Source organism: Lelliottia sp., from assembly GCF_045627565.1.
Taxonomy (GTDB): Bacteria; Pseudomonadota; Gammaproteobacteria; order Enterobacterales; family Enterobacteriaceae; genus Enterobacter.
This window is the reverse complement of the sequence record NZ_JAZQNX010000008.1, coordinates 199,880-225,645: the sequence shown is the minus strand read 5'-3', so window position 1 is coordinate 225,645 and position 25,766 is coordinate 199,880. Positions and strand designations below refer to the sequence as shown.

Here is a 25,766-nt window from a genome sequence, read left to right as displayed (position 1 = left end):
AGAGGATATGAGATTATGAGTACCGCTAAACTGGTAAAAACGAAAGCGTCTAATCTGCTTTATACCCGCAACGATGTATCGGACAGTGATAAGAAAGCGACGATTGAGTTGCTGAATCGCCAGGTGATCCAGTTCATTGACCTGTCATTAATCACCAAACAGGCCCACTGGAACATGCGCGGCGCAAACTTCATTGCCGTCCATGAAATGCTGGATGGATTCCGTACTGCGCTGGTGACTCACCTTGATACTATGGCTGAGCGGGCTGTACAGCTTGGCGGTGTGGCCTTGGGTACGACCCAGGTGATTAACAGCAAAACGGCGCTGAAAAGCTATCCGCTGGACATTCACTCTGTACAGGATCACCTGAAAGAGTTGGCCGATCGCTATGCCATCGTTGCTAACGATGTGCGCAAAGCTATTGGCGAAGCAAAAGACGAAGACACAGCCGATATACTGACCGCGGCTTCTCGCGACCTGGATCAGTTCCTGTGGTTTATCGAATCTAACATCGAATAATCCATACGGAATTTTAATCAAACCCTCGCCTTACGGTGGGGGTTTTGCACATTTATGGTGCACACTTTTTCCTGCGACGCCTGCAAAAGTAAAAAAGTTGTAATAATCACCTCACAAAATCGTTAACGAACGATTGTTTTATCGTCGTTAATTGCGCTTAATATCCTTCCGTCTGTTGACTACATTGAAACGCACCAAAACAGTGCCTCACTTTGGTGCAAATCGATACTCTTGCAACGATTATTGTGCAACGTAAGTATATATCCTCTTTGCAAAACAATAGGTTGTAAAGTTGGCACGATTTTTTCATATAGCCGTTTGCTCCCGCAGGGGATCGCCCCGTGGATATAAAAGGAAATACTATGAAGTCTGTATTAAAAGTTTCACTGGCTGCACTTACCCTGGCGTTCGCGGTATCTTCTCAGGCCGCAGACAAACTCGTTGTGGCAACTGACACCGCTTTCGTTCCTTTCGAATTCAAGCAGGGTGATAAGTACGTTGGTTTTGACGTGGATTTGTGGGCGGCAATCGCAAAAGAATTGAAACTGGATTACACCCTGAAGCCAATGGATTTCAGCGGCATCATCCCGGCTCTGCAAACCAAAAATATCGACCTGGCGCTGGCGGGTATCACGATCACTGAAGAACGTAAAAAAGCGATCGAATTCTCTGACGGCTACTACAAAAGCGGTTTGCTGTTGATGGTTAAAGCCGACAACAACGACGTGAAAAGCGTGAAAGACCTCGACGGCAAAATCGTGGCAGTGAAGAGCGGCACCGGTTCTGTTGATTACGCGAAAGCGAATATCAAAACCAAAGACCTGCGTCAGTTCCCTAACATCGACAACGCCTATATGGAGCTCGGCACTAACCGCGCTGACGCGGTACTGCACGACACCCCTAACATTCTGTACTTCATCAAAACTGCGGGCAACGGCAAGTTCAAAGCGGTTGGTGAGTCACTGGAAGCACAGCAGTACGGCATCGCGTTCCCTAAAGGCAGCGACGAGCTGCGTAATAAAGTGAACGGCGCGCTGAAAACGCTGCGTGAAAACGGCACTTACAACGAAATCTACAAAAAATGGTTCGGTACTGAACCAAAATAATTATTATTAAAGACGTTGTACGCTCAGGGGCGGCTTTCGCCCCTGCATTTTTTAGAACCACGGTTACAGGAAATTATCATGCAGTTTGACTGGAGCGCCATCTGGCCTGCCATTCCTCTCTTGCTTGAAGGCGCTAAAATGACCTTGTGGATTTCGGTCCTCGGTCTGGCTGGCGGGTTGATTATCGGTCTTGTGGCCGGTTTCGCTCGTAGCTACGGTGGCTGGATTGCAAACCATATCGCACTGGTTTTCATCGAAGTGATCCGCGGTACGCCCATCGTCGTACAGGTCATGTTTATCTACTTCGCCCTGCCTATGGCGTTTAACGATCTGCGCATTGATCCGTTCAGCGCAGCGGTCGTGACCATTATGATCAACTCCGGCGCCTATATTGCGGAAATCACCCGTGGCGCGGTGCTGTCGATACATAAAGGCTTCAGTGAAGCCGGTCTGGCGCTGGGCCTGTCCCGCCGCGAAACCATTCGCCACGTTATTCTGCCGCTGGCGCTGCGTCGTATGCTGCCACCGCTGGGCAACCAGTGGATCATCAGTATCAAAGATACCTCGCTGTTTATCGTTATCGGGGTGGCTGAATTAACCCGTCAGGGCCAGGAGATCATTGCCGGTAACTTCCGTGCACTGGAAATCTGGAGCGCCGTTGCGGTGGTTTATCTGATTATTACGCTGCTGCTGAGCTTTGTTCTGCGCCGTCTTGAAAGAAGGATGAAAATCCTGTGATTGAATTTAAAAACGTTTCCAAGCACTTCGGTCCCACGAAAGTGCTGCACGATATCGATCTGAATATTAAACAGGGCGAAGTGGTGGTCATTATCGGGCCGTCAGGTTCCGGTAAATCAACGCTGCTGCGCTGCATTAACAAGCTGGAAGAGATCACCAGCGGCGATCTGTTTGTCGATGGTTTGAAAGTGAACGACCCGAAAGTGGACGAGCGTTTGATTCGTCAGGAAGCGGGTATGGTGTTCCAGCAGTTTTATCTGTTCCCGCACCTGACGGCGCTGGAAAACGTGATGTTCGGCCCACTGCGCGTGCGCGGAGCCAACAAAGCGGCAGCTGAGAAACTGGCAAAAGAGCTGCTGGCAAAAGTCGGCCTTGCCGAGCGTGCGCATCACTACCCTTCTGAGCTTTCCGGTGGTCAACAACAGCGCGTGGCAATCGCCCGTGCGCTGGCGGTGAAACCGAAAATGATGCTTTTCGATGAGCCGACCTCTGCGCTGGATCCAGAACTGCGTCATGAAGTATTGAAAGTTATGCAGGATTTGGCGGAAGAAGGCATGACGATGGTGATCGTGACTCACGAAATCGGCTTTGCCGAGAAAGTGGCGTCCCGTCTGATTTTCATTGATAAAGGCCGCATTGCCGAAGATGGCAATCCGCAGGCGCTGATCGAAAATCCGCCGAGCCAGCGTTTGCAGGAATTCTTGCAGCACGTCTCCTGATATTTTCACGCTAATCATCCAAAGCCGGGCACATTATCGCCCGGCTTTTTAATGCCAGATTGTTCCCAAAAACTTCCCTCCCCCGTGCTCCTTCTATACTTATCATTTTGCTGAACATTTTCTTCATCGGAGGAAGCCGTGCCGTGGATCCTGCTGCTACTGTTTTGCCTGTTCTGCGCACCCGCGCAGGCGGTCACTATTCCGGGCGTCACGACCGGCGCGTCAACCTCCCAGCAAACCACGACAGCCCCTGAACCTGACGTTGAACAAAAGAAAGCCGCCTACAGTGCGCTCGCGGATGTGCTCGAGAATGACACCTCGCGCCAGGAGCTGATCGAACAGCTCCGTACCGTTGCGGCGACGCCACCGCAGGATCCGGTCCCAAAAATCACGCCACCGGACGTGGTTGAACAAAAAACCGTGCTGGAAAACGTCACCGACGTGGGTCGCCATTATGGTGACGCGCTATCAGCCCGCTTTGCTCAGCTCTATCGCAATCTTATCGGTTCCCCGCACAAGGCCTTTAATCCGCAAACGTTCAATAACGCGGCCAGCCATTTTCTGATGCTGGCCGCGATGGTCTTTGCCTTCTACTGGCTGGTGCGTCTGTGTGCCTGGCCGCTGTACCGCAAAATGGGGCAATGGGGACGCAAAAAGAATCGGGAGAGAAGCAGCTGGTTTCACTTACCGCTGATGATTGCCGGGGCGTTCATTATCGATTTGCTGCTGCTGGCGCTAACGCTGTTTGTCGGTCAAATTCTCAGTGATAATCTCGATGCCGGTAACCACACCATCGCCTTTCAGCAAAGCCTATTCCTTAACGCCTTCGCCCTGATTGAATTTTTCAAAGCGCTTTTACGTTTGCTGTTTTGCCCACGCGTGGCGGATTTACGGCCTTTCTCCCTCAGCGATGAGCACGCGAAATATTGGGCGCTTCGCCTGAGCATTCTCAGCGGTCTGATTGGTTACGGTCTGCTGGTTGCGGTGCCGATTATCTCAAACCAGGTCAATGTCCAAATTGGCGCGCTGGCCAACGTGCTTATCATGATCTGCATTACCGTCTGGGCGTTGTACTTGATTTTTCACAACAAAAAAGCCATCACCGACGGGCTATTGCATCTGGCCGATCGGTCGCTTTCTTTCTTTAGCCTGTTTATCCGTGCATTTGCGCTGATATGGCACTGGCTCGCCAGCGCCTATTTTATTGTGCTGTGCTTCTTCTCGCTGTTCGATCCGGGCAACAGCCTAAAGTTTATGATGGGGGCGACATTCCACAGCCTGGCGATTATTGGCATCGCGGCGTTTGTGTCGGGTTTGCTGTCGCGCTGGATTTCGAAAACCGTCACGCTTTCTCCGCAGGTGCAGCGAAATTATCCCGAATTGCAGAAACGGGTGAACAGCTGGATCTCAACGTCGTTGAAAGTCGCACGCATTCTGACGGTTTGCGTGTCCATTATGCTGCTGCTTAACGCCTGGGGGCTGTTTGACTTCTGGAACTGGCTGCACAACGGCGCGGGCGAGAAAACGGTGGATATCCTGATTCGTATCGCGCTGATCCTGTTCTTCTCGGCGGTTGGCTGGACGCTTTTGGCGAGTCTGATTGAGAACCGGCTGGTGTCAGATATTCACGGGCGTCCTCTGCCCAGCGCGCGAGCCCGCACGCTGTTAACGTTATTCCGCAATGCGCTGGCCGTTATTATCAGTACCATCACCATCATGATTGTGCTTTCTGAAATTGGCGTGAATATCGCGCCGCTGCTGGCAGGCGCGGGTGCACTCGGCCTGGCGATTTCGTTCGGGTCACAAACGCTGGTGAAAGACATCATTACCGGGATTTTCATTCAGTTTGAGAACGGGATGAACACCGGCGATCTGGTGACCATTGGGCCATTAACCGGCACCGTGGAGCGGATGTCGATCCGTTCTGTGGGCGTACGACAAGACACTGGCGCATATCACATCATTCCGTGGTCTTCGATTACCACATTCGCCAACTTCGTGCGGGGTATCGGGTCTGTGGTAGCAAATTACGACGTGGATCGCCATGAGGACGCAGACAAAGCCAAACAGGCGCTCAAATCGGCGGTAGAGGAACTGATGGAGATGGAGGATATCCGAGGGCTGGTGATCGGTGAACCGTCGTTTGCGGGCATTGTGGGGCTGACGAACACCGCCTTTACGCTGCGCGTCTCATTCACTACCCAGCCGCTGAAACAGTGGACGGTGCGTTTTGCGCTCGACAGCATGGTGAAGAAGCACTTTGATCTGGCAGAAGTGCGAACACCCGTTCAGACGTATCAGGTGCTCTCGCCTGCTGGCGCACTTCCGCCACCGCAGGAACCGACGCCTTAAAACAGGCCGGGCATTGTTGCCCGGCATATCACCGCCACATCACGCTTAAAACGATTTGCGGCGTTTGGCGTCGTCCATAAACGTCCAGGCGATAAAGCGGCTTTGCTTCTGCCCTTGCGCCATCTCTTTTTTCACCACTTTTACCGCGCCTACGGCAGTCAACGCACGATACAGCGGCGGTAAATTATCACCACGAGAAACCAGCGTCGTAAACCATTTCACCTGACGGGCAAACAATTTGCTTTCCGTAATCATCTTCTCGATGAAAGCCACTTCGCCGCCTTCACACCACAACTCGTGCTGTTGACCGCCAAAGTTCAGCGCACCATCTTCTGCCTGACCAAGGTTACGACGCTTACGTTCGCTGCCTGCGCGGGCCGTCTCGGCTGAATCATGGAAAGGGGGATTACACATCGTGGCGTCGTAGCTTTCATTCTTATGAATGATGCCGTTGAAAATGTCGGACGCCTCTTTCTGACGACGTAATCGAATCGCGCGGGTCAGCCCCTCGTTCCCGTTCACGATCGCCTGTGCGCTGGCATACGCCTCTTTCCCGGTTTCACTTCCGGTAAAGCGCCAGCCATATTCCGCGACACCAATCAGCGGATAAATCAGATTCGCGCCCGTGCCAATATCCAGCACCGTCGCTTGCGGCGGGATCGTCCCGGCATTATCTTCCGCCAGCAAATCGGCGAGATGGTGGACGTAATCAGCACGTCCAGGAACAGGCGGGCAGAGAAAACCTTCCGGAATGTCCCACTGCGTAACGCCGTAAAAATGGGCCAGCAGCGCCTTGTTCAGCGCTTTTACCGCCAGCGGGTCGGCAAAATTCACTGAGGGTTCACCTGCAGGCGTCTCCACGATGAACGCTTGCAGTTGAGGGCAGCTCTGACACAGGGCATTCATGTCGTAGCGGCTGCGGTGGCGGTTACGCGGGTGTAATCCCGGCTTTTCGGCAGTCATGGTATTCTCCTTTTAACAGCGGCGTAAGATACCCTCTGGCGGCGCAACGGTAAATAACTCTCTTCCGTGCACAATAATCCGTCAAAAATCAGCAACCTGTATGTCTATGATATGTCAATATTTTGTCAATAAACATCGTTCAAAAAACACGCAGATCACCATCAAATTTTTGCGCTAAATCACATCAGGATTACTTCTAAACTTAGTCTGCATTACCCGTTGTTATTCAGAGGATGTGATTATGAAGAAATACCTGACACTACTTGTACTTGCTGGTTCGCTGGCGTCGGCCTCGTTCTCCGCCTGGACAGCTGAATCACTCTCCCGCAGCGATACCGGGCAGCTTCGCCCGGCAGGCACTGTCTCCGTCACCGGCGCAGCAAACCTCGACGACCTCCAGTCTAAGCTCGCTGAAAAAGCCAAAGATGAAGGCGCAAGTGGATTTGTGGTGAACTCTGCTGGCGGTGAAAACCGCATGTTCGGCACGGCCACGATCTATAAATGAGAGTTAATGCTCATAGAGCTGCATCTGCCCCCAACAGATGCAGTTCTCACTGACCCCACCTTGACTGTCTATTTTTTAACCCCATATTCATTATATGAACGTCTATCGTGCATGAGGAGGCTGGCATGGCATCCGGTTGGGCCAATGATGACGCCGTCAACGAACAGATCAACAGTACTATTGAAGATGCTGTCGCGCGTGTTCGCGGCGAATTAGCGCAGGGCGAGAGTTTATGTGAGTGCGAGGAATGCGGCGATCCCATCCCTGAAGCCCGGCGTAAAGCCGTGCCAGGCGTGCGGCTTTGCATCACCTGTCAACAGAATAAAGATTCAAAAAACACTTCACACTCAGGATATAATCGCAGAGGATCGAAAGACAGCCAGTTGCGCTGACTCTTCTTTACCTAAAATAAAGTCACCCGCATCTAGCTTTACGCTCACGATTTTTCCCGTGTCGCGTAGCAAAACGTGCCCTCGATGCGCGTTGTGTAAAGCGAAACGGCAAGAACGGTAAAGCGGGGGTATGAATTTATTAATATTCAATAAGTTATTTGTCATTCAGTTTTTTTGAGCAATGCTGTCAATTCTCTTAGATTATATCTTCCGCAAAAAAACGTGATACTTATCACATCGACGGAACATCGTCCCCTTAACAGAACAACCTGCGAGAGATTAACTATGAAAACCATCAAATATGCTGTTGCCGCTATCGCCCTGACTACCCTTTCTTTCGGCGCATTCGCCGCGCAGTCAGTGACTGAAGCTCAGGCACAAAACATGAATAAATTGGGTGTTGTCAGTGCTGAAGGCGCGACTACACTGGATGGTCTGGAAGCGAAACTGGCTGAGAAAGCGTCTGCTGCTGGTGCAAGTGGTTACACCATCACGTCTGCGAACGGCAACAACAAACTCAGCGGTACTGCGGTAATTTACCAGTAAGCCAAACGATGTAATGCTCGACCCTCGCTAACCCCTCTGGCGAGTTGCTCCAACCCTCATTGACCCTGTTGTTGTTACCCTTTGTTTGCCCGTTCAGGATTGGACGGGCTTTTTTTTATTTAAAATGTCTGGGCAATACGCGCAAGCCCGGCATCCACGGTTTCCACTTCTCCCGTTGCCAGCAGGCAGCACGCCATCTGAAGCTTGAGAGAGTGTGGTACCGGCTCGCTTCCCGCAAGGCAACGCTCAATCCAGCGGGCCGTGGTCGCAGGATCTTTTGCCTCGGGCAGCGCAATCTCCCCGGCGGATTCTTCCGCGCGTTCAAGCACCACACGCGTTCCAGCGCTGTCGATCAACGTCATCTGCGGGCAGCGCTGCGGATTCGCATACGCCTCTCCTTCCGTTCCGTGCATCAACAGTGCTCTGCCACCGATATCGGCAAAAAAACCAGCGACACGGGTGACATACTCCGGGTGAGACACGCTGGACAGACGCAGCGCCGCATCTTCCGCGAACGGCGTCGCCAGTTTCGCCAGCGTATGCGCGCTGTTACGCACCCCCATCCGCCAGCGCATATCCAGCTGCTTTTCGAGCGGCGGACACAGGGCGTTAACCGGAATATAAACGGGGTGAGGTCCATCGAGTTTGGCCTGAGCCTGACCGGCATGAAGCGTAGGCGCAATCCCAAGCAGAGTAAAAATGGTTTCGGTCAGCACGCGAGTTGGATCGGCACTCACCCCGTGCACCACCACCGGGAATCCCAGTTTGTGGAGCAACATCGCCAGCAGTGGCGTCAGGTTCGCCTGTTTACGTGCGCCGTTATAACTGGGGATCACAATCGGCATCGGCTTGCCCACGGGCGGCGTTAGTTGCAGGGTATGAGCCTGCATCGCCTCGTAAAAACCCCGCATTTCCGCTTCGCCTTCCCCTTTGATGCGCAGCGCAATCAATATGCCGCCCATTTCAAGCTCTGGCACATCGCCATTCAGCATATGGGTATACAGCGCACGGGCGGTTTCCTGGTCCAGATCGCGAGCATGGTTTTTCCCGCGCCCTACCTCTTTGATAATTTTGCGATAATCCACAACACTTCTCCTGGCGACATCTTTTTAACAATATAGCCCCGAAGAAGCGTTCGCCGACAGGTTTTTATTTACCTGCGGGACGACGCCCACGGGCACGAGGACTTTTTTTAGACGCGGGCACGACCTGAGTCGGACGCTTTTTGACTTCCGGCACATCGGGCTGCTCGATGGGGAACACCGGCAGGGCATTCAGCAAACGCTGACCGTAGTTTTTAGTCAGCAGACGACGATCATAAATGACGATTTCGCCCCAGCAGCCGTGGCTTCGGATCAGTCGCCCGACCTGCTGAATCAAATTAAACGACGCCGCCGGCAGGCTTTGCACTTCAAACGGATAGCGATTCAGACTTTTCAGCCACTCGCCCTCAGTGATCACCACCGGGCTGTCAATCGGCGGGAAGGCAATTTTGTGGATATGCACCTGCGTCAGATAATCGCCCTTCAGATCCAGACCTTCCGCAAAGGACTGCAAGCCCACCAGCACGCTGCGCTCACCGTTATCAATACGCTTACGGTGCGCTTCCACAAGGCGATAGCGTGGCTGATCGCCCTGCACCAGCAGCAGCAAACGCAGATCGGTGACAAACGTTAAGAACAGCTGCAGGGCACGGTTGCTGGCAAAAAGTACCAGCATGCCGGGATATTTCTTGCTCTCCACCTGCTCGCGAAAATAGGCGGCCATTTCGGCAATATGCTGCTCTTCGTGCTCCATCAGCGGCTCATGCTGCATTTTTGGGATAACCAGTTTGCCCTGCTCACAGTGGTTAAATGGCGAATCCAGCGAGACAAAACGGTCGCCCGCCTTCTCTTTTAAACCGCTCATCTCCTGCAAACGTGAGAAGCTGTTCAGCGAACGCAGCGTCGCCGACGTCACCACCACATGCGGCACGCTACGCCAGATCAGCTTTTCCAGCTGATCGCTCACGCGAATGCCCACGCAGTGGAAGAACAGATGGATTTGCCCATCTTTTACTTCGCGCGTCGCCCATTTGGTGACCGGCGCGCCAGATGCTTGCGCCATTGACGCCAGTCGCCACAGCTTGCTTTGGCTTTCAAACATGCTTAACGCGCGATTCATCTGCAATAACACGCGGTGCACGCGCACCACATCGTGGGTACCGGTTTTCTCGCTGAGATCGTTCAGGAACATTTCGGCAAGCCCCCGCAATTTTTCCAGCAGTTTCGCCAGCTGCTTGCAGATCTCCATTACCTCATCCGGCAGCTCGCCCATCGCAAAGCGGTGCTCCGCCTGCTGAGCCGCGGGAAGATAAAGGTCGAGGATGACGTTCAGGGACGCAATCAGCGCGTAAACCTCTTCGCAGTGCTCGCTAAGCCGTTCAGGCACTGCAAGCGGTGGCGTTGTTTTGGGGCGGAACTGCTCCATGCAGGTGGCGATCAGTTTGCAGAACAGATCGAGCTGGAGACGGAACCACGGCGCGGTGATCTCCGCGCTCATCTCGAGTGCATCGCGCGCCACGTCCGGCAGATGGTGTCCTTCATCGAGCACCAGCAGTAAGTTTTTGGGATCAGGAAGCACCGCTTCGCTCTCGAGCGCCGCCATCACCAGCGCGTGGTTGGCGACTACCACTTCCGCTTCCTGAATTTCACGGCGGGCAACAAAGAACGGACATTCACGGTAATAGTGACAGTTGCGGTTAAGACAGCTGGCTTTATCCGTACTCAGGCGTCGCCACAAATCGTCGCTGATTGCCTTATCAGTGTGATCGCGCAGGCCGTCCCATTTATAGCCGTCGAGATCGACCTTCAGCTTTGCGCACAGATCCTGTTCGGCTTTGTTGTTCGGGGTTAAATCGTCATCGAGGAACGCCAGCAAATCCTGCTGCGTCGCGTCGCTGCTGGCAAGCCCTGCCAGATTACGCGGACAGACATAACGTCCACGACCAAACGCCGCGGTAAACCGCAGCTCGGGAATAATTTTGCGCAGCAGAGGTAAATCTTTGCTGTAAATCTGATCCTGAAGCGCCACGTTGGCGGTACTGATCACCAGCGTTTTTTGCTCTTCGCGGGCGATGGCGATCCCAGGAATTAAATAGGAGAGTGTTTTACCGACGCCAGTCGGCGCTTCAATCGCCAGATGCCGCCCTTCGTCCCCGGCGAGCGTCTTCGCCACATCGGCAATCATCTGTCGCTGTGGGGCTCGGGGAATAAAATCGGGGATCTGTTCCTGCAACGCCTTATACCAGGCGGCAATTTGCGCTTTGAGCGCAGCGGTTAAAGCCATCGGATAACCTGAAATACTGTATAAACAGCCACTATTGTGGCACGTTCGAGGCGTTGTCGCAAAAAGAAAAGCCCGGCTTCAGAGCCGGGCTTCCAGATTACTGCGCGGAGGCAGGTTTACGCGGTTTGCGTCGGCGTTGGCCTTCGCCTGCGGGTTTGGCTTCCCCGCTGCGCCACGGGTTTTCGCCCGCCGGTTTTGCATCACCGCTACGACGCGGAGGCTTACCTGACGCTTTCGGCGCGCCGCCTTCGGAACGACGCGGCTGCTGGCTGCGTCCACCGCCACCACCCTGTCCACGACCACCGCCGCCCTGACGACCGTTTTGAATCGGATCAGCTTTGATTGACTTATCCACTTCATAGCCTTCAATGGCGATGCGCGGAATCTCTTTCTTCAGCAGACGTTCAATGTCATGCAGCAGTTTGTGCTCATCGACGCAAACCAGTGAAAGCGCTTCACCGGTGGCCGCAGCACGACCGGTACGGCCGATACGGTGTACGTAATCTTCCGGTACGTTTGGCAGCTCGTAATTCACAACGTGCGGCAGTTCTTCGATATCCAGACCGCGCGCGGCGATATCCGTTGCCACCAGCACGCGAATGTCACCGGATTTGAAATCAGCTAATGCACGCGTACGGGCACCCTGGCTCTTGTTGCCATGGATTGCCGCACTGCGAATGCCGTCTTTATTTAGCTGTTCAGCCAGATGGTTAGCGCCGTGTTTGGTACGGGTAAAGACCAGCACCTGCTGCCAGTTGCCTTCGCCAATCATCTGCGAGAGCAGTTCCCGCTTACGCTTTTTGTCCACGAAGTGAACGTACTGTGAAATCTGCTCAGACGCGGTGTTACGACGCGCGACTTCAATTTCCAGCGGGTTACGCAGCAGTTTTTCCGCCAGGCCTTTAATCTCATCAGAGAAGGTGGCGGAGAACAGCAGGTTCTGACGCTTAGCAGGCAGTTTCGCCAGCACGCGACGAATGTCATGGATAAAGCCCATGTCCAGCATACGGTCAGCTTCATCCAGCACCAGGATTTCGACCTGATCCAGTTTGACCGCGTTTTGATGTTCCAGATCCAGCAAACGGCCTGGCGTCGCAACTAAAACGTCAACGCCGCTGCGCAGTTTCATCATCTGTGGGTTAATGCTCACGCCGCCGAAAACCACCAGCGAGCGGATATCGAGATAGCGGCTGTACTCACGCACGTTCTCGCCGATCTGCGCCGCCAGTTCACGGGTTGGTGTCAGGATCAACGCACGCACCGGGCGACGGCCCTTCGCGTGCGGCTCGTTCTGCACCAGACGTTGCAGCAGCGGCAGCGTAAAGCCCGCCGTTTTGCCGGTACCGGTCTGTGCGCTGGCCATCAGGTCACGGCCTTCCAGCACCGCAGGGATCGCCTGCTGCTGAATCGGTGTTGGCTCGAGGTAGCCCTGTTCTGCGACGGCGCGCAGAATTTCCGGGTTCAGGCCAAGGGTATCAAAAGACATAAAAACTCCGAACCGCCCCGACCGTCACAGGTGTAGTTTTCAGGGAGATAAGACGAATAGAAGAGGACAAAAACCACAATGTCACGAAGCTGCGGAGTGTAGCAGATTTTGTGATACGGCGCATAAAATATCCCTCCGTGATTCCTCTGCGAAATATTGCACCATGCGACTGGACAAGGTGAAAATTTATACATAATCTTAATCAATCGATTGATTAACTTTTAATGACGAGATGAATCCGACACCGACCACCACCAAAGGGGAACAGGCGAAAAGCCAGCTGATTGCGGCGGCACTGGCCCAGTTCGGCGAATACGGACTGCACGCCACAACGCGCGATATCGCTGCGCAAGCCGGGCAAAACATCGCGGCTATTCCGTACTACTTCGGTTCAAAGGAAGATTTGTATCTCGCCTGCGCGCAGTCTATTGCTGATTTCATTGGCAGCAATTTTCGCCCGCACGTCGAAGCCGCTACGGCGCTGCTTGACGCGCCATCGCCAGATCGCGATGCCATTCGTGGGCTGCTTCATGACGCGTGCAACAACATGATTCGGCTGCTGACCCATGACGATACGATGAACCTCAGTAAGTTTATCTCACGGGAACAACTTTCGCCCACAGCCGCCTATCAACTGGTTCACGACCAGGTCATTTCCCCAATGCACACCCATTTGACCCGGTTGATCGCGGCTTACACCGGTCGCGACCCCAACGATACGCAAACCATTTTGCACACCCATGCGCTGCTCGGCGAAATCCTCGCCTTTCGCCTGGGACGAGAAACGATTTTGTTACGCACTGGCTGGACACAATTTGATGAGGATAAAGCCGCGCAGATTAGCCAGGTTATCACCTGTCATCTCGATCTTATCCTGCACGGTTTAACGCTAAGGAGCCTGGAGTCATGAAAAAACCTGTCGTGGTCATACTGGCGGTCGTTGTTCTGCTGGCAGCCGGTATCGGCGGTTGGCTGTGGTATCAAAGCCAGCAGGATCGAGGTCTTACGCTTTACGGTAACGTCGATATTCGCACGCTGAATATGAGTTTCCGCGTGGGCGGGCGTCTGGAATCGCTCGCCGTTGACGAGGGCGATACGGTAAAAAGTGGGCAACTGCTCGGCCAGCTTGATAAAGCCCCATATGAAAATGCGCTGATGCAGGCTAAAGCCAGCGTTTCGGTGGCGCAGGCCCAGTATGATTTGATGCTGGCGGGCTACCGTGACGAAGAGGTCGCGCAGGCAGAAGCCGCCGTCAAACAGGCGAAAGCGGCTTACGATTATTCGCAAAACTTCTATAACCGCCAGCAAGGGTTGTGGAAAAGCCGCACGATTTCCGCCAACGATCTGGAAAACGCTCGCTCCTCACGCGATCAGGCCCAGGCCACGCTCAAATCTGCCCAGGATAAATTGAGTCAGTACCGCACCGGTAACCGCCCGCAGGATATTGCCCAGGCGAAAGCCAATCTCGAACAGGCGCAGGCGCAGCTGGCGCAGGCGGAACTGGATCTGCACGATACGACGCTTATCGCGCCATCAAACGGCACGCTGATGACCCGCGCCGTCGAGCCGGGCAGCATGTTAAGCGCGGGCAGCACCGTGCTGACGCTTTCGCTCACCCGCCCGGTGTGGGTGCGCGCCTATATTGATGAACCGAATCTCAGCCAGGCGCAGCCGGGACGCGAAATTTTGCTGTATACCGATGGCCGTCCGGATAAGCCGTATCACGGCAAAATCGGATTTGTTTCCCCGACGGCTGAATTCACGCCGAAAACCGTCGAGACGCCGGATCTGCGCACCGACCTGGTTTATCGCCTGCGTATTATCGTGACTGACGCCGACGATGCGCTGCGTCAGGGCATGCCAATCACCGTCAAATTCAACGATGGGGAAGGACATGAATGACGCGGTTATCCAACTCAACAGTCTGGTAAAACGCTTTGCGGGAATGGATAAACCCGCCGTCGCGCCGCTGAACTGTACGTTGCAAAAAGGCTACGTGACCGGGTTGGTCGGACCGGACGGCGCGGGGAAAACCACGCTCATGCGTATGCTCGCCGGACTGCTAAAACCGGATGAAGGCAGCGCCACGGTGCTCGGGCTTGATCCGATTAAAAACGACAGTGAGCTACACGCCATCATGGGCTATATGCCGCAGAAGTTTGGTCTGTACGAAGATCTGACGGTAATGGAAAACCTGAATTTATACGCCGATTTGCGCAGCGTTACCGGCGAAACGCGGAAAACCACGTTTGCACGGCTGTTGGAGTTTACCTCTCTGGGTCCGTTCACTGACCGACTGGCGGGCAAGCTTTCGGGTGGGATGAAGCAAAAGCTGGGGCTGGCCTGTACGCTGGTCGGCGAACCCAAAGTGCTGCTGCTGGATGAACCCGGCGTTGGCGTGGACCCGATTTCGCGCCGCGAGCTATGGCAGATGGTTCACGAGCTGGCGGGCGACGGGATGCTCATTCTCTGGAGCACCTCTTATCTGGATGAAGCCGAGCAGTGCCGCGACGTGCTGTTGATGAATGAAGGCGAGCTGTTGTATCAGGGCGAGCCAACGGCGCTGACGCAGCAGATGGCGGGCCGTTGTTTTCTACTGCACAGCCCGGAGGAAACCAACCGCAAATTATTGCAGCGCGTACTGAAACTCCCTCAGGTCAGCGACGGCATGATTCAGGGGCGTTCGGTGCGAGTGATCCTCAAAAAAGAGGCCACTGCCGACGACATTCGTCATGCCCCTAATATGCCGCCCATTGAAATGGACGAAACCGCCCCGCGCTTTGAAGATGCGTTTATCGACTTGCTCGGCGGTGCGGGCACGTCAGAGTCACCGCTCGGCGCAATTTTGCATACCGTTGAAGGCACGCCCGGCGAAACGGTGATCGAGGCGAAAGCCCTGACCAAAAAATTCGGCGATTTTGCCGCGACCGATAACGTGGATTTTGCCGTCAAGCGCGGGGAGATTTTTGGCCTGCTGGGCCCGAACGGTGCGGGGAAATCCACCACCTTCAAAATGATGTGCGGCCTGCTGGTACCGACATCCGGCAAAGCGCTGGTACTGGGCATGGACCTGAAGGTCAGCTCAGGAAAGGCGCGCCAGCATCTGGGCTATATGGCGCAAAAATTCTCGCTGTACGGCAACCTCACCGTTGAACAAAATCTGCGATTTTTCTCCGGCGTGTATGGCCTGCGCGGAAAAGCGCAGAACGAAAAAATCGCCCGCATGAGCGATGCGTTTAGCCTGACCAACATTGCCTCCCACGCCACGGATGAACTGCCGCTCGGGTTTAAGCAGCGGCTGGCGCTGGCCTGTTCGCTGATGCACGAGCCGGACATTCTGTTTCTCGACGAACCGACGTCCGGCGTGGATCCCATTACCCGCCGCGAGTTTTGGCTGCACATCAACAGCATGGTCGAGAAAGGCGTGACCGTGATGGTGACCACCCACTTTATGGATGAGGCGGAATATTGCGATCGCATCGGGCTGGTCTATCGCGGCAAGCTGATTGCGCACGGTACGCCGGACGATTTAAAAGCCCAGGCCGCTGATGACGACAATCAAGACCTCACCATGGAGCAGGCGTTTATCACGCTTATCAATGACTGGGATAAGGAGCACGCCAGTGAGTCATAAAAGCGTATCCTGGCGCCGGGTGCGCGCCTTGTGCGTCAAAGAGACGCGGCAGATCGTCCGCGATCCGAGCAGTTGGCTGATTGCGGTGGTGATCCCCCTGCTGCTGCTGTTTATCTTCGGCTACGGCATTAACCTCGACTCCAGCAAGCTGCGGGTGGGGATTTTGCTGGAACAGCAGAGTGAAGACGCGCTCGATTTTACCCACGCCCTCACAGGCTCGCCGTATATCGACGCCACCATCAGCGATAACCGGCAGGAACTGGTTCAGAAAATGCAGGCCGGGCGCATTCGCGGGCTGATCGTCATTCCGGTCGATTTCGCCGCCAATATGGCGCGGGCAAATACCGACGCGCCTATTCAGGTGATCACCGACGGCAGCGAGCCGAATACCGCTAACTTTGTGCAGGGCTACGCCGAGGGGATCTGGCAGCTGTGGCAAATGCAGCGCGCCGAAGATCGCGGGGAAAAATTTGAACCGCTGATCGACGTGCAAACCCGCTACTGGTTTAACCCGGCGGCGATCAGCCAGCACTTTATTATCCCCGGCGCGGTGACGATTATCATGACCGTGATTGGCGCGATCCTGACCTCGCTGGTGATCGCCCGCGAATGGGAGCGCGGCACGATGGAAGCGTTGCTCTCCACCGAAGTCACCCGCGTGGAGCTGCTGCTGTGTAAACTGATTCCGTACTATTTTCTCGGCATGCTGGCGATGCTGCTCTGCATGCTGGTCTCGGTGTTTATCCTCGGCGTGCCCTATCGCGGCTCGCTGATTCTGCTGTTCCTGATCACCAGCTTGTTTTTACTCAGCACGCTGGGGATGGGGCTGTTGATTTCGACGATTACTCGCAATCAGTTTAACGCCGCACAGGTGGCGCTGAACGCCGCGTTTCTGCCGTCGATTATGCTGTCCGGCTTTATTTTCCAGATTGACAGCATGCCGGCGATTATCCGCGCGGTGACCTATATCATCCCGGCGCGTTATTTCGTCAACACGCTGCAAAGCCTGTTTCTGGCGGGCAATATTCCGTCGGTGTTAGTGGTCAATATTCTGTTTTTGATGGCGTCGGCGGTGATGTTTATCGGCCTGACATGGATGAAAACCAAGCGGCGGCTGGATTAAGGGGGAATTATGTTTCATCGTCTATGGACGTTAATTCGCAAAGAGCTGCAATCCTTGCTGCGTGAGCCGCAGACCCGCGCGATTCTGGTGCTGCCGGTGCTGATTCAGGTGCTGCTGTTTCCGTTTGCCGCCACGCTTGAGGTCACCAACGCCACTATCGCGATCTACAACGAAGACAACGGTAAACATTCGATCGAACTGACCCAGCGTTTTGCTCGCGCCAAAGCCTTTACCCACGTGCTGCTACTGAAAAGTCCGCAGGAGATCAAGCCGACTATCGACACGCAAAAGGCGCTGCTGCTGGTGCGTTTCCCCGCTGATTTCTCGCGGAACCTGGATACCTTCCAGACCGCGCCAATGCAGCTGATTCTTGACGGGCGCAACTCTAACAGCGCGCAGATTGCAGCGAATTACCTGCAACAGGTGGTGAAAAATTATCAGCAGGAGCTGATGGACGGTAAGCCGAAACCGAATAACAGCGAGCTGGTAGTGCGCAACTGGTACAACCCGAATCTGGATTACAAATGGTTTGTCGTGCCATCGCTGATCGCCATGATCACCACCATTGGCGTGATGATCGTGACGTCGCTGTCGGTAGCACGTGAACGTGAACAAGGGACGCTCGATCAGCTGCTGGTGTCACCGCTCGCCACGTGGCAGATATTTGTCGGAAAAGCCGTTCCCGCGCTGATCGTCGCCACGTTCCAGGCCAGCATTGTGCTGGGAATTGGTATCTGGGCGTATCAGATTCCGTTTGCCGGATCGCTGGCGCTGTTTTATTTCACGATGCTTATCTACGGGTTATCGCTGGTGGGATTCGGTCTGCTAATTTCAGCGCTGTGTTCCACGCAACAGCAGGCGTTTATCGGTGTGTTTGTCTTTATGATGCCGGCGATTTTGCTGTCGGGCTACGTGTCACCGGTCGAAAACATGCCGGTCTGGCTACAGGATCTGACGTGGGTGAATCCCATCAGGCACTTTACGGATATCACGAAACAAATTTATCTGAAGGATGCGAGCATGGATATTGTGTGGGGAAGTTTGTGGCCGCTACTGGTCATAGCGGCCACGACAGGCTCAGTGGCGTACGCGATGTTTAGACGAAATATTGCGTAACTTTTTCTCTTTGGTCAGTAACGAAACCACTGCGGGTCCTGCAAGGATTGCCAGACCCGCCAGGGCCAGCAATAGGTTGTTTTGCAGCACGCGTGACAACAGCCACAGCACAATCATCGCCGCACCAAAATACCAGGTGGTGGTGAGCTCTTCGAGCACATCACCCACTTCGCGCCAGCGTGCGTCGTGGTGACGCTGCAAAAACAGCATCGACAGCACGGTCACGCCATACATGACGCATAACCCTAAGCCGACACGCACCAGCGCGCCGCTCATCCAGCCCATTACCAGTACCGCCACGACCAGTAAATGCAACATAATCTGCCAGCAACTGAGGCCAGTTGCGACGCGAATGCGTTGTTGCCACTTCATGGCTTCTCTCCTGAAGGATATTTCTCTGCTAGTTCAGAGTACCGCACTTTACGGAAAATTCCGTAACGCCGCATCTTTTTGTGACGCCGACTACACTTTATTTTCATCAGGATAGTGACGCTGGCAGGAAAATATGACGCAAAAAAACCGGCATTTTTCATTAAAAATATTGACGATAAACACACACAAGGGCTTCACGGCATTTAACCGCCGCTTCATTTTACCCGAGTTGCGGGACGCGGTACGCACCGTCGGCGCAGATATCGTGTGCCTGCAAGAGGTGATGGGCGCGCATGAGATTCACCCTATGCATGTCGAAAACTGGCCAGACACGACACATTACGAGTTTTTGGCCGATACCATGTGGAGTGACTACGCCTACGGACGCAACGCCGTTTACCCTGAAGGGCATCACGGTAATGCGGTTCTGTCGCGCTTTCCCATCGAACATTATGAAAATCAGGACGTTTCGGTGGGCGAGAGCGAAAAGCGTGGGCTACTTTACTGTCGGATTACGCCACCGGAACTGGCGTTTCCGATTCACGTCGGGTGCGTCCATCTGGGCCTGCGCGAAGCACACCGTCAGGCACAGCTGAACATGATGGCGAAATGGGTGAATGCTCTGCCCGAAGGCGAACCGGTGGTCGTCGCGGGCGATTTCAACGACTGGCGGCAGCGCGCCAACCGTCCGCTGAAAGCTCACGCCGGGCTGGATGAGATCTTTACGCGCGCGCACGGGCGTCCGGCGCGGACCTTCCCGGTGAGTTTCCCGTTGCTCCGCCTCGATCGAATTTATGTCAAAAACGCGCACGCCAGCAGCCCAACTGCGCTGGCGCTGCGTACATGGCGTCATTTATCCGACCACGCCCCTTTAAGTGCGGAGATTCACTTATGAAATGTTCATGGCGAGAAGGAAACCGGATCACGCTGCTGGAGAATGGTGACGAGTATTATCCAGCCGTGTATGCCGCGCTTGATAAAGCCCAGCACAGGGTGATTCTGGAAACGTTTATCTGGTTTGAAGATGGCGTTGGACGTCAGCTTCATGAGGCCGTTTTGCGTGCTGCGCAGCGCGGCGTCAAAGTTGAAGTGCTACTCGATGGCTACGGCTCACCCGATCTGAGCGACGCGTTTGTCAACGAACTCACCTCGGCGGGGGTGGTGTTTCGTTATTACGATCCACGCCCTCCTCTGCTGGGCATGCGCACCAACGTCTTCCGCCGCATGCATCGAAAAATTGTGGTGGTGGATGATACGGTTGCGTTTGTCGGCGGGATTAACTATTCCGATGAACACATGTCCGATTACGGCCCTGAAGCCAAACAGGATTACGCGATACGCGTCGAAGGCCCGGTGGTTCTGGATATTTTGCAGTTCGAACTGGAAAACCTGCCCGGCGAATCCGTGACGCGTCGCTGGTGGAAACGCCGTCATCGTCCTGAAGAAAACCGTCAGCCGGGCGAAGCGCAAGCGCTGTTCATCTGGCGTGATAACGATGAGCATCGTGACGATATCGAACGGCATTATTTGAAAATGCTGGCCAACGCGAAGCGTGAAGTGATTATCGCAAACGCCTATTTCTTCCCGGGCTACCGCCTGCTGCACGCCATGCGCAATGCTGCACGACGCGGTGTGCGGGTCAAACTGATTGTGCAAGGCGAGCCGGATATGCCCATTGTCACCGTCGGCGCGCGACTGCTGTACAACTATCTGGTCAAAGGCGGCGTGCAAATTTATGAATATCGCCGTCGTCCCCTGCACGGCAAAGTCGCACTGATGGACGATCACTGGGCGACGGTCGGCTCCAGTAATCTCGATCCGCTAAGCCTGTCGCTGAATCTTGAGGCCAACTTGATTATCCACGATCGTGAATTTAACCAGACCTTGCGCGATAACCTGAGCGGGATTATCGCCCGCGACTGCGTGCGGGTGGACGATTCAATGGTGCCCAAACGTACCTGGTGGAATTTGACCAAAAGCGTGGTGGTGTTCCACTTCCTGCGCCACTTCCCGGCTCTCGTCGGCTGGCTACCCGCCCACACGCCTAAACTGGCGCAGGTCCCGGCGCCGGTTCAACCCGCCATGGAAACCCAGGATCGCGTCGAAGCCGAGAACACGGGGGTGAAGCCGTAATGAGCAAATCACATCCTCGCTGGCGAATGGCCAAAAAAATCCTCACCTGGCTCTTTTTTGTGGCGGTCATCGTTCTACTGGTGGTGTACGCGCAAAAAATTGACTGGGAAGAGGTCTGGAAAGTCATCCGCAACTATAACCGTACGGTGCTGTTCAGCGCCGTCGGGCTGGTTATCGTGAGCTATCTGATTTATGGCTGCTATGACTTACTTGGACGCGCATATTGCGGGCATAAGCTGGCGAAACGCCAGGTCATGCTGGTGTCGTTTATCTGCTATGCCTTCAACCTGACGCTCAGCACCTGGGTGGGCGGTATCGGAATGCGTTACCGGCTCTACTCCAGGCTTGGGCTGCCGAGCAGCACCATCACGCGCATTTTCTCACTGAGTATTACCACCAACTGGCTGGGCTATATTCTGCTCGGCGGGGTGATTTTTACCATCGGCGTGGTGCAGTTACCGGCGCACTGGTATATCGACGAGACCACGCTGCGGATTTTAGGCATCGTTCTGTTGCTGATTATCGCGGTGTATCTGTGGGCCTGCGCGTTCGCCAAACACCGTCACATGACCATCAAAGGGCAAAAGCTGGTTCTGCCGACGTGGAAATTTGCCCTGATGCAGATGGCGATTTCCAGCGCCAACTGGATGGTAATGGGCACGATTATTTGGCTGTTGATCGGCGAAGACGTGAACTATTTCTTTGTCCTTGGCGTGCTGCTGGTGAGCAGTATCGCGGGCGTCATCGTGCATATTCCGGCGGGGATCGGCGTACTCGAAGCGGTATTTATTGCGCTGCTGGCAGGGGAACATGTTTCTCAGGGCAAGATTATTGCCGCGCTGCTGGCCTATCGCATGCTGTACTACTTCTTACCGCTTGCGCTGGCGACGGTTTGCTATCTGCTTCTGGAAAGTCGGGCGAAGAAATTGCGGGCGAAAAACGAGAAGGCGATGGCTAAATAAAAGCAAAACGGCAACCTCGTTGCCGTTTTTCGTGTTGTTCCCTCTCCCGTGGGAGAGGGTCAGGGTGAGAGCGCGAGACCGCACCGCCACCCGGCAAAACAACATTAACGACGGTTGCCGAAAATACGCAGCAGCATCAGGAACAGGTTGATGAAGTCAAGATACAGCGTCAACGCGCCAAGAATGGCGTATTTGCGCAGGTTTGAGCTGTCGCGCACGTCAATTTGCTCGCCGATGTTTTTCAGCTTTTGGGTGTCGTATGCGGTCAGACCGACAAAGACGATCACCCCGATGTAGGTCACGGCCCACATCAGCGCTTCGCTTTTCAGCCAGAAGTTCACCAGCGAAGCCAGCACGATACCGATCAGCGCCATAAACAGCATGTTGCCAAAACCGCTCAAATCACGTTTGGTGGTGTAGCCGTAGAGGCTCATCGCACCAAACATCCCGCCGGCAACCACGAAGGTGCTGGCAATAGACGAGTAGGTATAGACGATAAAGATGCTGGAAAGCGTCAGGCCGGTGAGCGCGGAATAGAGCATAAACAGCGTGGTCGCCATTCCCGCGCTGAGCTTTTGCACGAGACCGGAGAGCACAAAGACCAGCGCCAGTTGCGCGATAATCAGCCCAAAGAAGGTGATTTTGCTGGAGAAGACAAACATCATCACTGCGGGCGTATTTGCGGCATACCACGCGATGAACGCGGTTAACAGCAAGCCACAGGTCATCCAGCCGTACACCTGCGCCATATACGTTTGCAGGCCGCTACGGGTCTGCTGAACGATTGAATCCGAACGTGGAAATCGGTCCATGATAACTCCTCATTAAGTGGACATTTACCGTTAAGATTAACACATCTGCGCGCGTCGGTTACCAGCGGCTGGCAGCGTCTTTATCGCTGTCGCGTGACTCGACCCAGCGTTCGCCTTCTGGCGTGGCCTCGCGCTTCCAGAATGGTGCCCGCGTTTTGAGATAATCCATGATAAATTCTCCCGCTTCAAACGCGCTGCTGCGGTGAGAACTGGTGACGCCAACAAAGACAATTTCTTCACCCGGCCACATTTCACCAATGCGGTGAATCACCGTGATACGCCCCAACGCCCAGCGAGTGCGCGCCTCTTGCACGATATCGGCCAGCGATTTTTCGGTCATTCCCGGATAGTGCTCAAGCGTCAGCGCTTTGACGCTGTCGCCCAAATTATGGTTGCGGACTTTCCCGGTAAAGGTAACGACCGCGCCGTCTTCATCGCGCTCTGCAAGCCACGTGTATTCCGTTCCGACGCTAAATCGCGCGGGACTGACAATGATTCGCGTGTCACTCATCGTTACCCCCCTGTCACTGGCGGGAAAAATGCCACTTCATCACCCGCATTAACAGGATGGCTGAAATCCACCAGCGTCTGATTGACGGCGGCCAATAATTTGCCCTCTTCCAGCGCCAGCGCCCAGCGGTCGCTTTGCGCCGCCAGATGGGCGCGCAGCGCGTCGACGGTCTCGAAAGACGCGTCAAGTGTGAGACTGTCCGTATTCACCAGCTCGCGAACCTGCGCGAAAAACAGAACCTTAATCATGACGGTCAGCCTTAAAATCGCCGGATTTGCCGCCGCTTTTCGCCAGCAGTCGAACCGGACCAATCACCATATCTTTCTGCACCGCTTTGCACATGTCGTAAATGGTCAGTGCCGCCACGGAGGCCGCCGTTAAGGCTTCCATTTCTACGCCGGTTTTTCCGGTCAGGCGGCATAACGATTCGATACGTACGCGGCTGTGTTCTGGCTCAGCCAGCAGGTTTACTTCGACCTTGCTTAGCATCAGCGGATGGCAAAGCGGGATGAGATCCCAGGTGCGTTTCGCCGCCTGAATCCCGGCGATACGTGCGGTAGCAAACACGTCACCTTTGTGGTGACTGCCGTCGATAATCATCGCCAGCGTTTCAGGCAGCATGGTGACAAAAGCTTCGGCACGCGCTTCGCGCACCGTTTCGACTTTGGCAGAGACATCCACCATATGGGCTTCGCCTGCGGCGTTAATATGGGTGAGTTGCGACATAATTATTTCTTTAAATGAGGATGGAAATTACACGGACGTGTGCGGGCATCCAGCTGGGGCGCAATGATGTTTTCCCATGCGGTGCGGCAGGCTTTAGTGGAGCCTGGCATGGCAAAAATCAGCGTTTTGTTTGCAATCCCCGCGACCGCCCGTGATTGCAGCGTCGAGGTGCCAATCTCTTCAAACGACAGCATGCGGAACACTTCGCCAAACCCTTCGACCTCGCGGTCAAACAGAGGCAGCAGCGCTTCCGGGACCTGATCGCCTGCGGTCAAACCCGTTCCCCCGTTAATTAACACCACCTGCACGTCGTCGCTGGCGATCCACTGTGAAACCTGCGCGCGGATGGCATAGCGGTTCTCTTTGACGATGGCTTTATCGACGATATGGTGTCCCACCTCATGCGCCGCGTCACGCAGCCAGTGGCCAGAGGTATCGTCCTCTTCGCCACGGCGTTCTGAAACCGTAAGAATAGCAATACGCGTCGGGATAAACTCTGCGCTGACCTGACTCATTTTCTGATTCCTTTTAAGCCAATTACCCGCCGATGTAGGACAGGTTTTGTGTGATTCCGGTGTCGCCCTGGTGCAGGAAGTGGGTCTGCTTTTTGTGCGTCAACGCGGCAGAGATACGCGCTTCAAGGGCATTCTGCTGCGCATCGTCTTCCAGCAAATCACGGAGATCGACGCCGCCGTCGCCAAACAGGCACAGGTGCAGCTTGCCAACCGACGAGACGCGCAGGCGATTACAGCTAGCGCAGAAGTCTTTCTCATACGGCATGATAAGCCCGATTTCCCCTTCATAATCCGGGTGACAAAAGACCTGCGCCGGGCCGTCGCTGCGTTGGCGAATCTGATGGATCCAACCGCGTCTGAGCAGGGCATCACGCAACACCATCCCGGAAATATGATGGCGACGAAACAGGTCACTGCCCTCGCCTGTCTCCATCAGCTCAATGAAACGCAGCTGAATGCGGCGCGGTTTGATCCACGCCAGGAAGGTGTCCAGCTGATGGTGATTCACATCGCGCATCAGTACAGTGTTGACTTTGACTTTATCGAAGCCGGCCTCAAAAGCAGCGTCAATGCCGTCCATCACCTGCTGGAATTTATCCTGCCCGGTAATGGCGTGAAACTGGCGTGCATCAAGGCTGTCGACGCTGACGTTAATCGCCGTTAATCCAGCGTCGCGCCAGCTTGCGACGTCGCGCGCCATACGATAGCCATTGGTGGTGACGGCGATTTGACGAATGCTCTCGTTTTCACGAATAGCGGCGATAATGTCAGTAAAGTCACGACGAAGTGAGGGTTCTCCGCCTGTCAGGCGCACTTTTTCCGTGCCGAGTTCTGAGAATGCGCGCGTGATACGCCGCACTTCTGCCACGGAGAGAAATCCGTTATTGGTGACGCTGCCGGGCTTGTAACCGTTCGGCAGGCAATAGGTGCAACGGAAGTTGCACACATCGGTAATCGACAGACGTAAATAGAAAAACTTACGCGCGAAAGCATCAGTGAGTTGTGAAGCCATGTACACCTTTCCAGATACGGGAGGCACAGTCATTTCTTTCTGTACCCTGGTGGCGAAACCGCCACGGCCAGGGCGCCATATCTTGTGACACAGGCGTCAAGGCTAGAGTGTATGTTTTCATCAGCGAAAACGTGGTTATGCCGATAGTAGCGCGGAAATGGCGCTTCCGCCATTTTGCTTTCGCTGTATATATATAT

The 25,766-nt window shown here is 54.6% G+C and carries 27 protein-coding genes and 1 riboswitch; of the genes, 16 read left to right on the top strand and 11 right to left on the bottom strand.

Annotated features, from left to right (window positions below):
- The first annotated feature begins 15 nt into the window (after positions 1–15).
- From dps to ybiO, 5 genes are all read left to right on the top strand, one after another.
- Complete coding sequence (gene dps, locus ACKI5T_RS05935) at positions 16–519, top strand: DNA starvation/stationary phase protection protein Dps (protein WP_012016699.1); 504 nt, start codon at positions 16–18, stop codon at positions 517–519.
- Positions 520–881: 362 nt separating this feature from the next.
- Positions 882–1,625 carry a glutamine ABC transporter substrate-binding protein GlnH gene (glnH, locus tag ACKI5T_RS05930; protein ID WP_012016698.1) on the top strand — a complete coding sequence of 248 codons (744 nt, stop codon included), beginning with the start codon at positions 882–884 and terminating at the stop codon, positions 1,623–1,625.
- Positions 1,626–1,703: 78 nt separating this feature from the next.
- Positions 1,704–2,363 carry a glutamine ABC transporter permease GlnP gene (glnP, locus tag ACKI5T_RS05925; protein WP_012016697.1) on the top strand — a complete coding sequence of 220 codons (660 nt, stop codon included), beginning with the start codon at positions 1,704–1,706 and terminating at the stop codon, positions 2,361–2,363.
- Positions 2,360–3,082, top strand: coding sequence for a glutamine ABC transporter ATP-binding protein GlnQ (gene glnQ, locus ACKI5T_RS05920; protein ID WP_012016696.1), 723 nt, complete (start codon positions 2,360–2,362; stop codon positions 3,080–3,082). The genes glnP and glnQ overlap by 4 nt, the downstream gene beginning before the upstream one ends.
- Positions 3,083–3,220: 138 nt before the next feature.
- Complete coding sequence (gene ybiO, locus ACKI5T_RS05915) at positions 3,221–5,434, top strand: mechanosensitive channel protein (protein WP_407436279.1); 2,214 nt, start codon at positions 3,221–3,223, stop codon at positions 5,432–5,434.
- Positions 5,435–5,479: 45 nt separating this feature from the next.
- Here ybiO and rlmF read toward each other — a convergent pair whose 3' ends face one another.
- Entirely contained in the window at positions 5,480–6,397 is a 918-nt protein-coding gene (gene rlmF, locus ACKI5T_RS05910) for a 23S rRNA (adenine(1618)-N(6))-methyltransferase RlmF (protein WP_407436277.1), read from the bottom strand.
- A gap of 241 nt (positions 6,398–6,638) precedes the next feature.
- On the opposite strand from rlmF, the gene mcbA reads away from it, so the two are divergent.
- The 3 genes from mcbA to ybiJ all read left to right on the top strand — a co-directional run bounded on the left by mcbA (position 6,639) and on the right by ybiJ (position 7,840).
- Positions 6,639–6,902 carry a DUF1471 family periplasmic protein McbA gene (gene mcbA / locus ACKI5T_RS05905; RefSeq protein ID WP_407436275.1) on the top strand — a complete coding sequence of 88 codons (264 nt, stop codon included), beginning with the start codon at positions 6,639–6,641 and terminating at the stop codon, positions 6,900–6,902.
- A gap of 125 nt (positions 6,903–7,027) precedes the next feature.
- Complete coding sequence (locus ACKI5T_RS05900) at positions 7,028–7,294, top strand: DksA/TraR family C4-type zinc finger protein (protein ID WP_012016692.1); 267 nt, start codon at positions 7,028–7,030, stop codon at positions 7,292–7,294.
- A gap of 285 nt (positions 7,295–7,579) precedes the next feature.
- Positions 7,580–7,840, top strand: coding sequence for a DUF1471 family protein YbiJ (ybiJ, locus tag ACKI5T_RS05895; RefSeq protein ID WP_407436272.1), 261 nt, complete (start codon positions 7,580–7,582; stop codon positions 7,838–7,840).
- A gap of 119 nt (positions 7,841–7,959) precedes the next feature.
- Here the strand turns inward: ybiJ and ybiB are convergent, their stop codons facing one another.
- From ybiB to rhlE, 3 genes are all read right to left on the bottom strand, one after another.
- Positions 7,960–8,925 (bottom strand): DNA-binding protein YbiB, encoded by a 966-nt coding sequence (gene ybiB / locus ACKI5T_RS05890; protein ID WP_407436270.1) that lies wholly within the window; start codon positions 8,923–8,925, stop codon positions 7,960–7,962.
- A 64-nt stretch (positions 8,926–8,989) separates the two neighbouring features.
- On the bottom strand, positions 8,990–11,167 hold the full coding sequence (dinG, locus tag ACKI5T_RS05885; RefSeq protein WP_407436268.1) for an ATP-dependent DNA helicase DinG: 2,178 nt from the start codon (positions 11,165–11,167) through the stop codon (positions 8,990–8,992).
- A 97-nt stretch (positions 11,168–11,264) separates the two neighbouring features.
- The gene (gene rhlE / locus ACKI5T_RS05880; RefSeq protein WP_407436266.1) at positions 11,265–12,653 is read right to left on the bottom strand and encodes an ATP-dependent RNA helicase RhlE; all 1,389 of its coding nucleotides are present in this window, start codon (positions 12,651–12,653) and stop codon (positions 11,265–11,267) included.
- Positions 12,654–12,885: 232 nt separating this feature from the next.
- On the opposite strand from rhlE, the gene cecR reads away from it, so the two are divergent.
- Genes cecR through ACKI5T_RS05855 form a run of 5 tightly spaced genes read left to right on the top strand, consistent with a single transcriptional unit; the run spans position 12,886 to position 18,526 of the window.
- On the top strand, positions 12,886–13,563 hold the full coding sequence (gene cecR, locus ACKI5T_RS05875) for a transcriptional regulator CecR (protein ID WP_407436264.1): 678 nt from the start codon (positions 12,886–12,888) through the stop codon (positions 13,561–13,563).
- Positions 13,560–14,555 (top strand): secretion protein HlyD, encoded by a 996-nt coding sequence (gene hlyD, locus ACKI5T_RS05870; protein WP_012016686.1) that lies wholly within the window; start codon positions 13,560–13,562, stop codon positions 14,553–14,555. Before cecR ends, hlyD begins: the two co-directional genes overlap by 4 nt.
- Complete coding sequence (locus ACKI5T_RS05865; RefSeq protein WP_407436262.1) at positions 14,548–16,287, top strand: ATP-binding cassette domain-containing protein; 1,740 nt, start codon at positions 14,548–14,550, stop codon at positions 16,285–16,287. Before hlyD ends, ACKI5T_RS05865 begins: the two co-directional genes overlap by 8 nt.
- Positions 16,277–17,410, top strand: a complete 1,134-nt coding sequence (locus ACKI5T_RS05860; RefSeq protein WP_407436260.1) for an ABC transporter permease — start codon at positions 16,277–16,279, stop codon at positions 17,408–17,410. Before ACKI5T_RS05865 ends, ACKI5T_RS05860 begins: the two co-directional genes overlap by 11 nt.
- 9 nt (positions 17,411–17,419) lie before the next feature.
- A complete protein-coding gene (locus ACKI5T_RS05855; RefSeq protein WP_407436258.1) occupies positions 17,420–18,526 on the top strand; it encodes an ABC transporter permease in 1,107 nt (368 codons plus the stop codon).
- On the opposite strand, the gene ACKI5T_RS05850 is transcribed toward ACKI5T_RS05855, so the two are convergent.
- Positions 18,488–18,898, bottom strand: coding sequence for a YbhQ family protein (locus ACKI5T_RS05850; protein ID WP_407436256.1), 411 nt, complete (start codon positions 18,896–18,898; stop codon positions 18,488–18,490). The two genes, ACKI5T_RS05855 and ACKI5T_RS05850, sit on opposite strands and share 39 nt — an antisense overlap.
- Positions 18,899–19,031: 133 nt before the next feature.
- On the opposite strand from ACKI5T_RS05850, the gene ACKI5T_RS05845 reads away from it, so the two are divergent.
- From ACKI5T_RS05845 to ACKI5T_RS05835, 3 genes are read left to right on the top strand one after another with little or no spacing between them, the layout of a single operon-like run.
- Positions 19,032–19,793, top strand: a complete 762-nt coding sequence (locus ACKI5T_RS05845; protein ID WP_407436254.1) for an endonuclease/exonuclease/phosphatase family protein — start codon at positions 19,032–19,034, stop codon at positions 19,791–19,793.
- Positions 19,790–21,031 carry a cardiolipin synthase ClsB gene (gene clsB, locus ACKI5T_RS05840; RefSeq protein ID WP_407436252.1) on the top strand — a complete coding sequence of 414 codons (1,242 nt, stop codon included), beginning with the start codon at positions 19,790–19,792 and terminating at the stop codon, positions 21,029–21,031. Before ACKI5T_RS05845 ends, clsB begins: the two co-directional genes overlap by 4 nt.
- On the top strand, positions 21,031–21,993 hold the full coding sequence (locus ACKI5T_RS05835; RefSeq protein ID WP_407436250.1) for a YbhN family protein: 963 nt from the start codon (positions 21,031–21,033) through the stop codon (positions 21,991–21,993). The genes clsB and ACKI5T_RS05835 overlap by 1 nt, the downstream gene beginning before the upstream one ends.
- A 104-nt stretch (positions 21,994–22,097) precedes the next feature.
- Here the strand turns inward: ACKI5T_RS05835 and ACKI5T_RS05830 are convergent, their stop codons facing one another.
- The 6 genes from ACKI5T_RS05830 to moaA all read right to left on the bottom strand — a co-directional run bounded on the left by ACKI5T_RS05830 (position 22,098) and on the right by moaA (position 25,569).
- Positions 22,098–22,805: a Bax inhibitor-1/YccA family protein gene (locus ACKI5T_RS05830; protein ID WP_012016678.1), complete on the bottom strand. Its 708-nt coding sequence runs from the start codon at positions 22,803–22,805 to the stop codon at positions 22,098–22,100.
- Between the two features lie 58 nt (positions 22,806–22,863).
- Positions 22,864–23,316: a molybdopterin synthase catalytic subunit MoaE gene (gene moaE / locus ACKI5T_RS05825; RefSeq protein ID WP_059178581.1), complete on the bottom strand. Its 453-nt coding sequence runs from the start codon at positions 23,314–23,316 to the stop codon at positions 22,864–22,866.
- 2 nt (positions 23,317–23,318) lie between these two features.
- The gene (moaD, locus tag ACKI5T_RS05820; protein WP_407436248.1) at positions 23,319–23,564 is read right to left on the bottom strand and encodes a molybdopterin synthase sulfur carrier subunit; all 246 of its coding nucleotides are present in this window, start codon (positions 23,562–23,564) and stop codon (positions 23,319–23,321) included.
- A complete protein-coding gene (moaC, locus tag ACKI5T_RS05815; RefSeq protein WP_407436246.1) occupies positions 23,557–24,042 on the bottom strand; it encodes a cyclic pyranopterin monophosphate synthase MoaC in 486 nt (161 codons plus the stop codon). The genes moaD and moaC overlap by 8 nt, the downstream gene beginning before the upstream one ends.
- Before the next feature lie 2 nt (positions 24,043–24,044).
- Positions 24,045–24,557 carry a molybdenum cofactor biosynthesis protein B gene (gene moaB, locus ACKI5T_RS05810; RefSeq protein ID WP_407436244.1) on the bottom strand — a complete coding sequence of 171 codons (513 nt, stop codon included), beginning with the start codon at positions 24,555–24,557 and terminating at the stop codon, positions 24,045–24,047.
- A 22-nt stretch (positions 24,558–24,579) separates the two neighbouring features.
- The gene (gene moaA, locus ACKI5T_RS05805; protein ID WP_407436242.1) at positions 24,580–25,569 is read right to left on the bottom strand and encodes a GTP 3',8-cyclase MoaA; all 990 of its coding nucleotides are present in this window, start codon (positions 25,567–25,569) and stop codon (positions 24,580–24,582) included.
- Positions 25,557–25,691: riboswitch (molybdenum cofactor riboswitch) on the bottom strand. (Overlaps the previous gene by 13 nt.)
- Between the last annotated feature and the right edge of the window lie 75 nt (positions 25,692–25,766).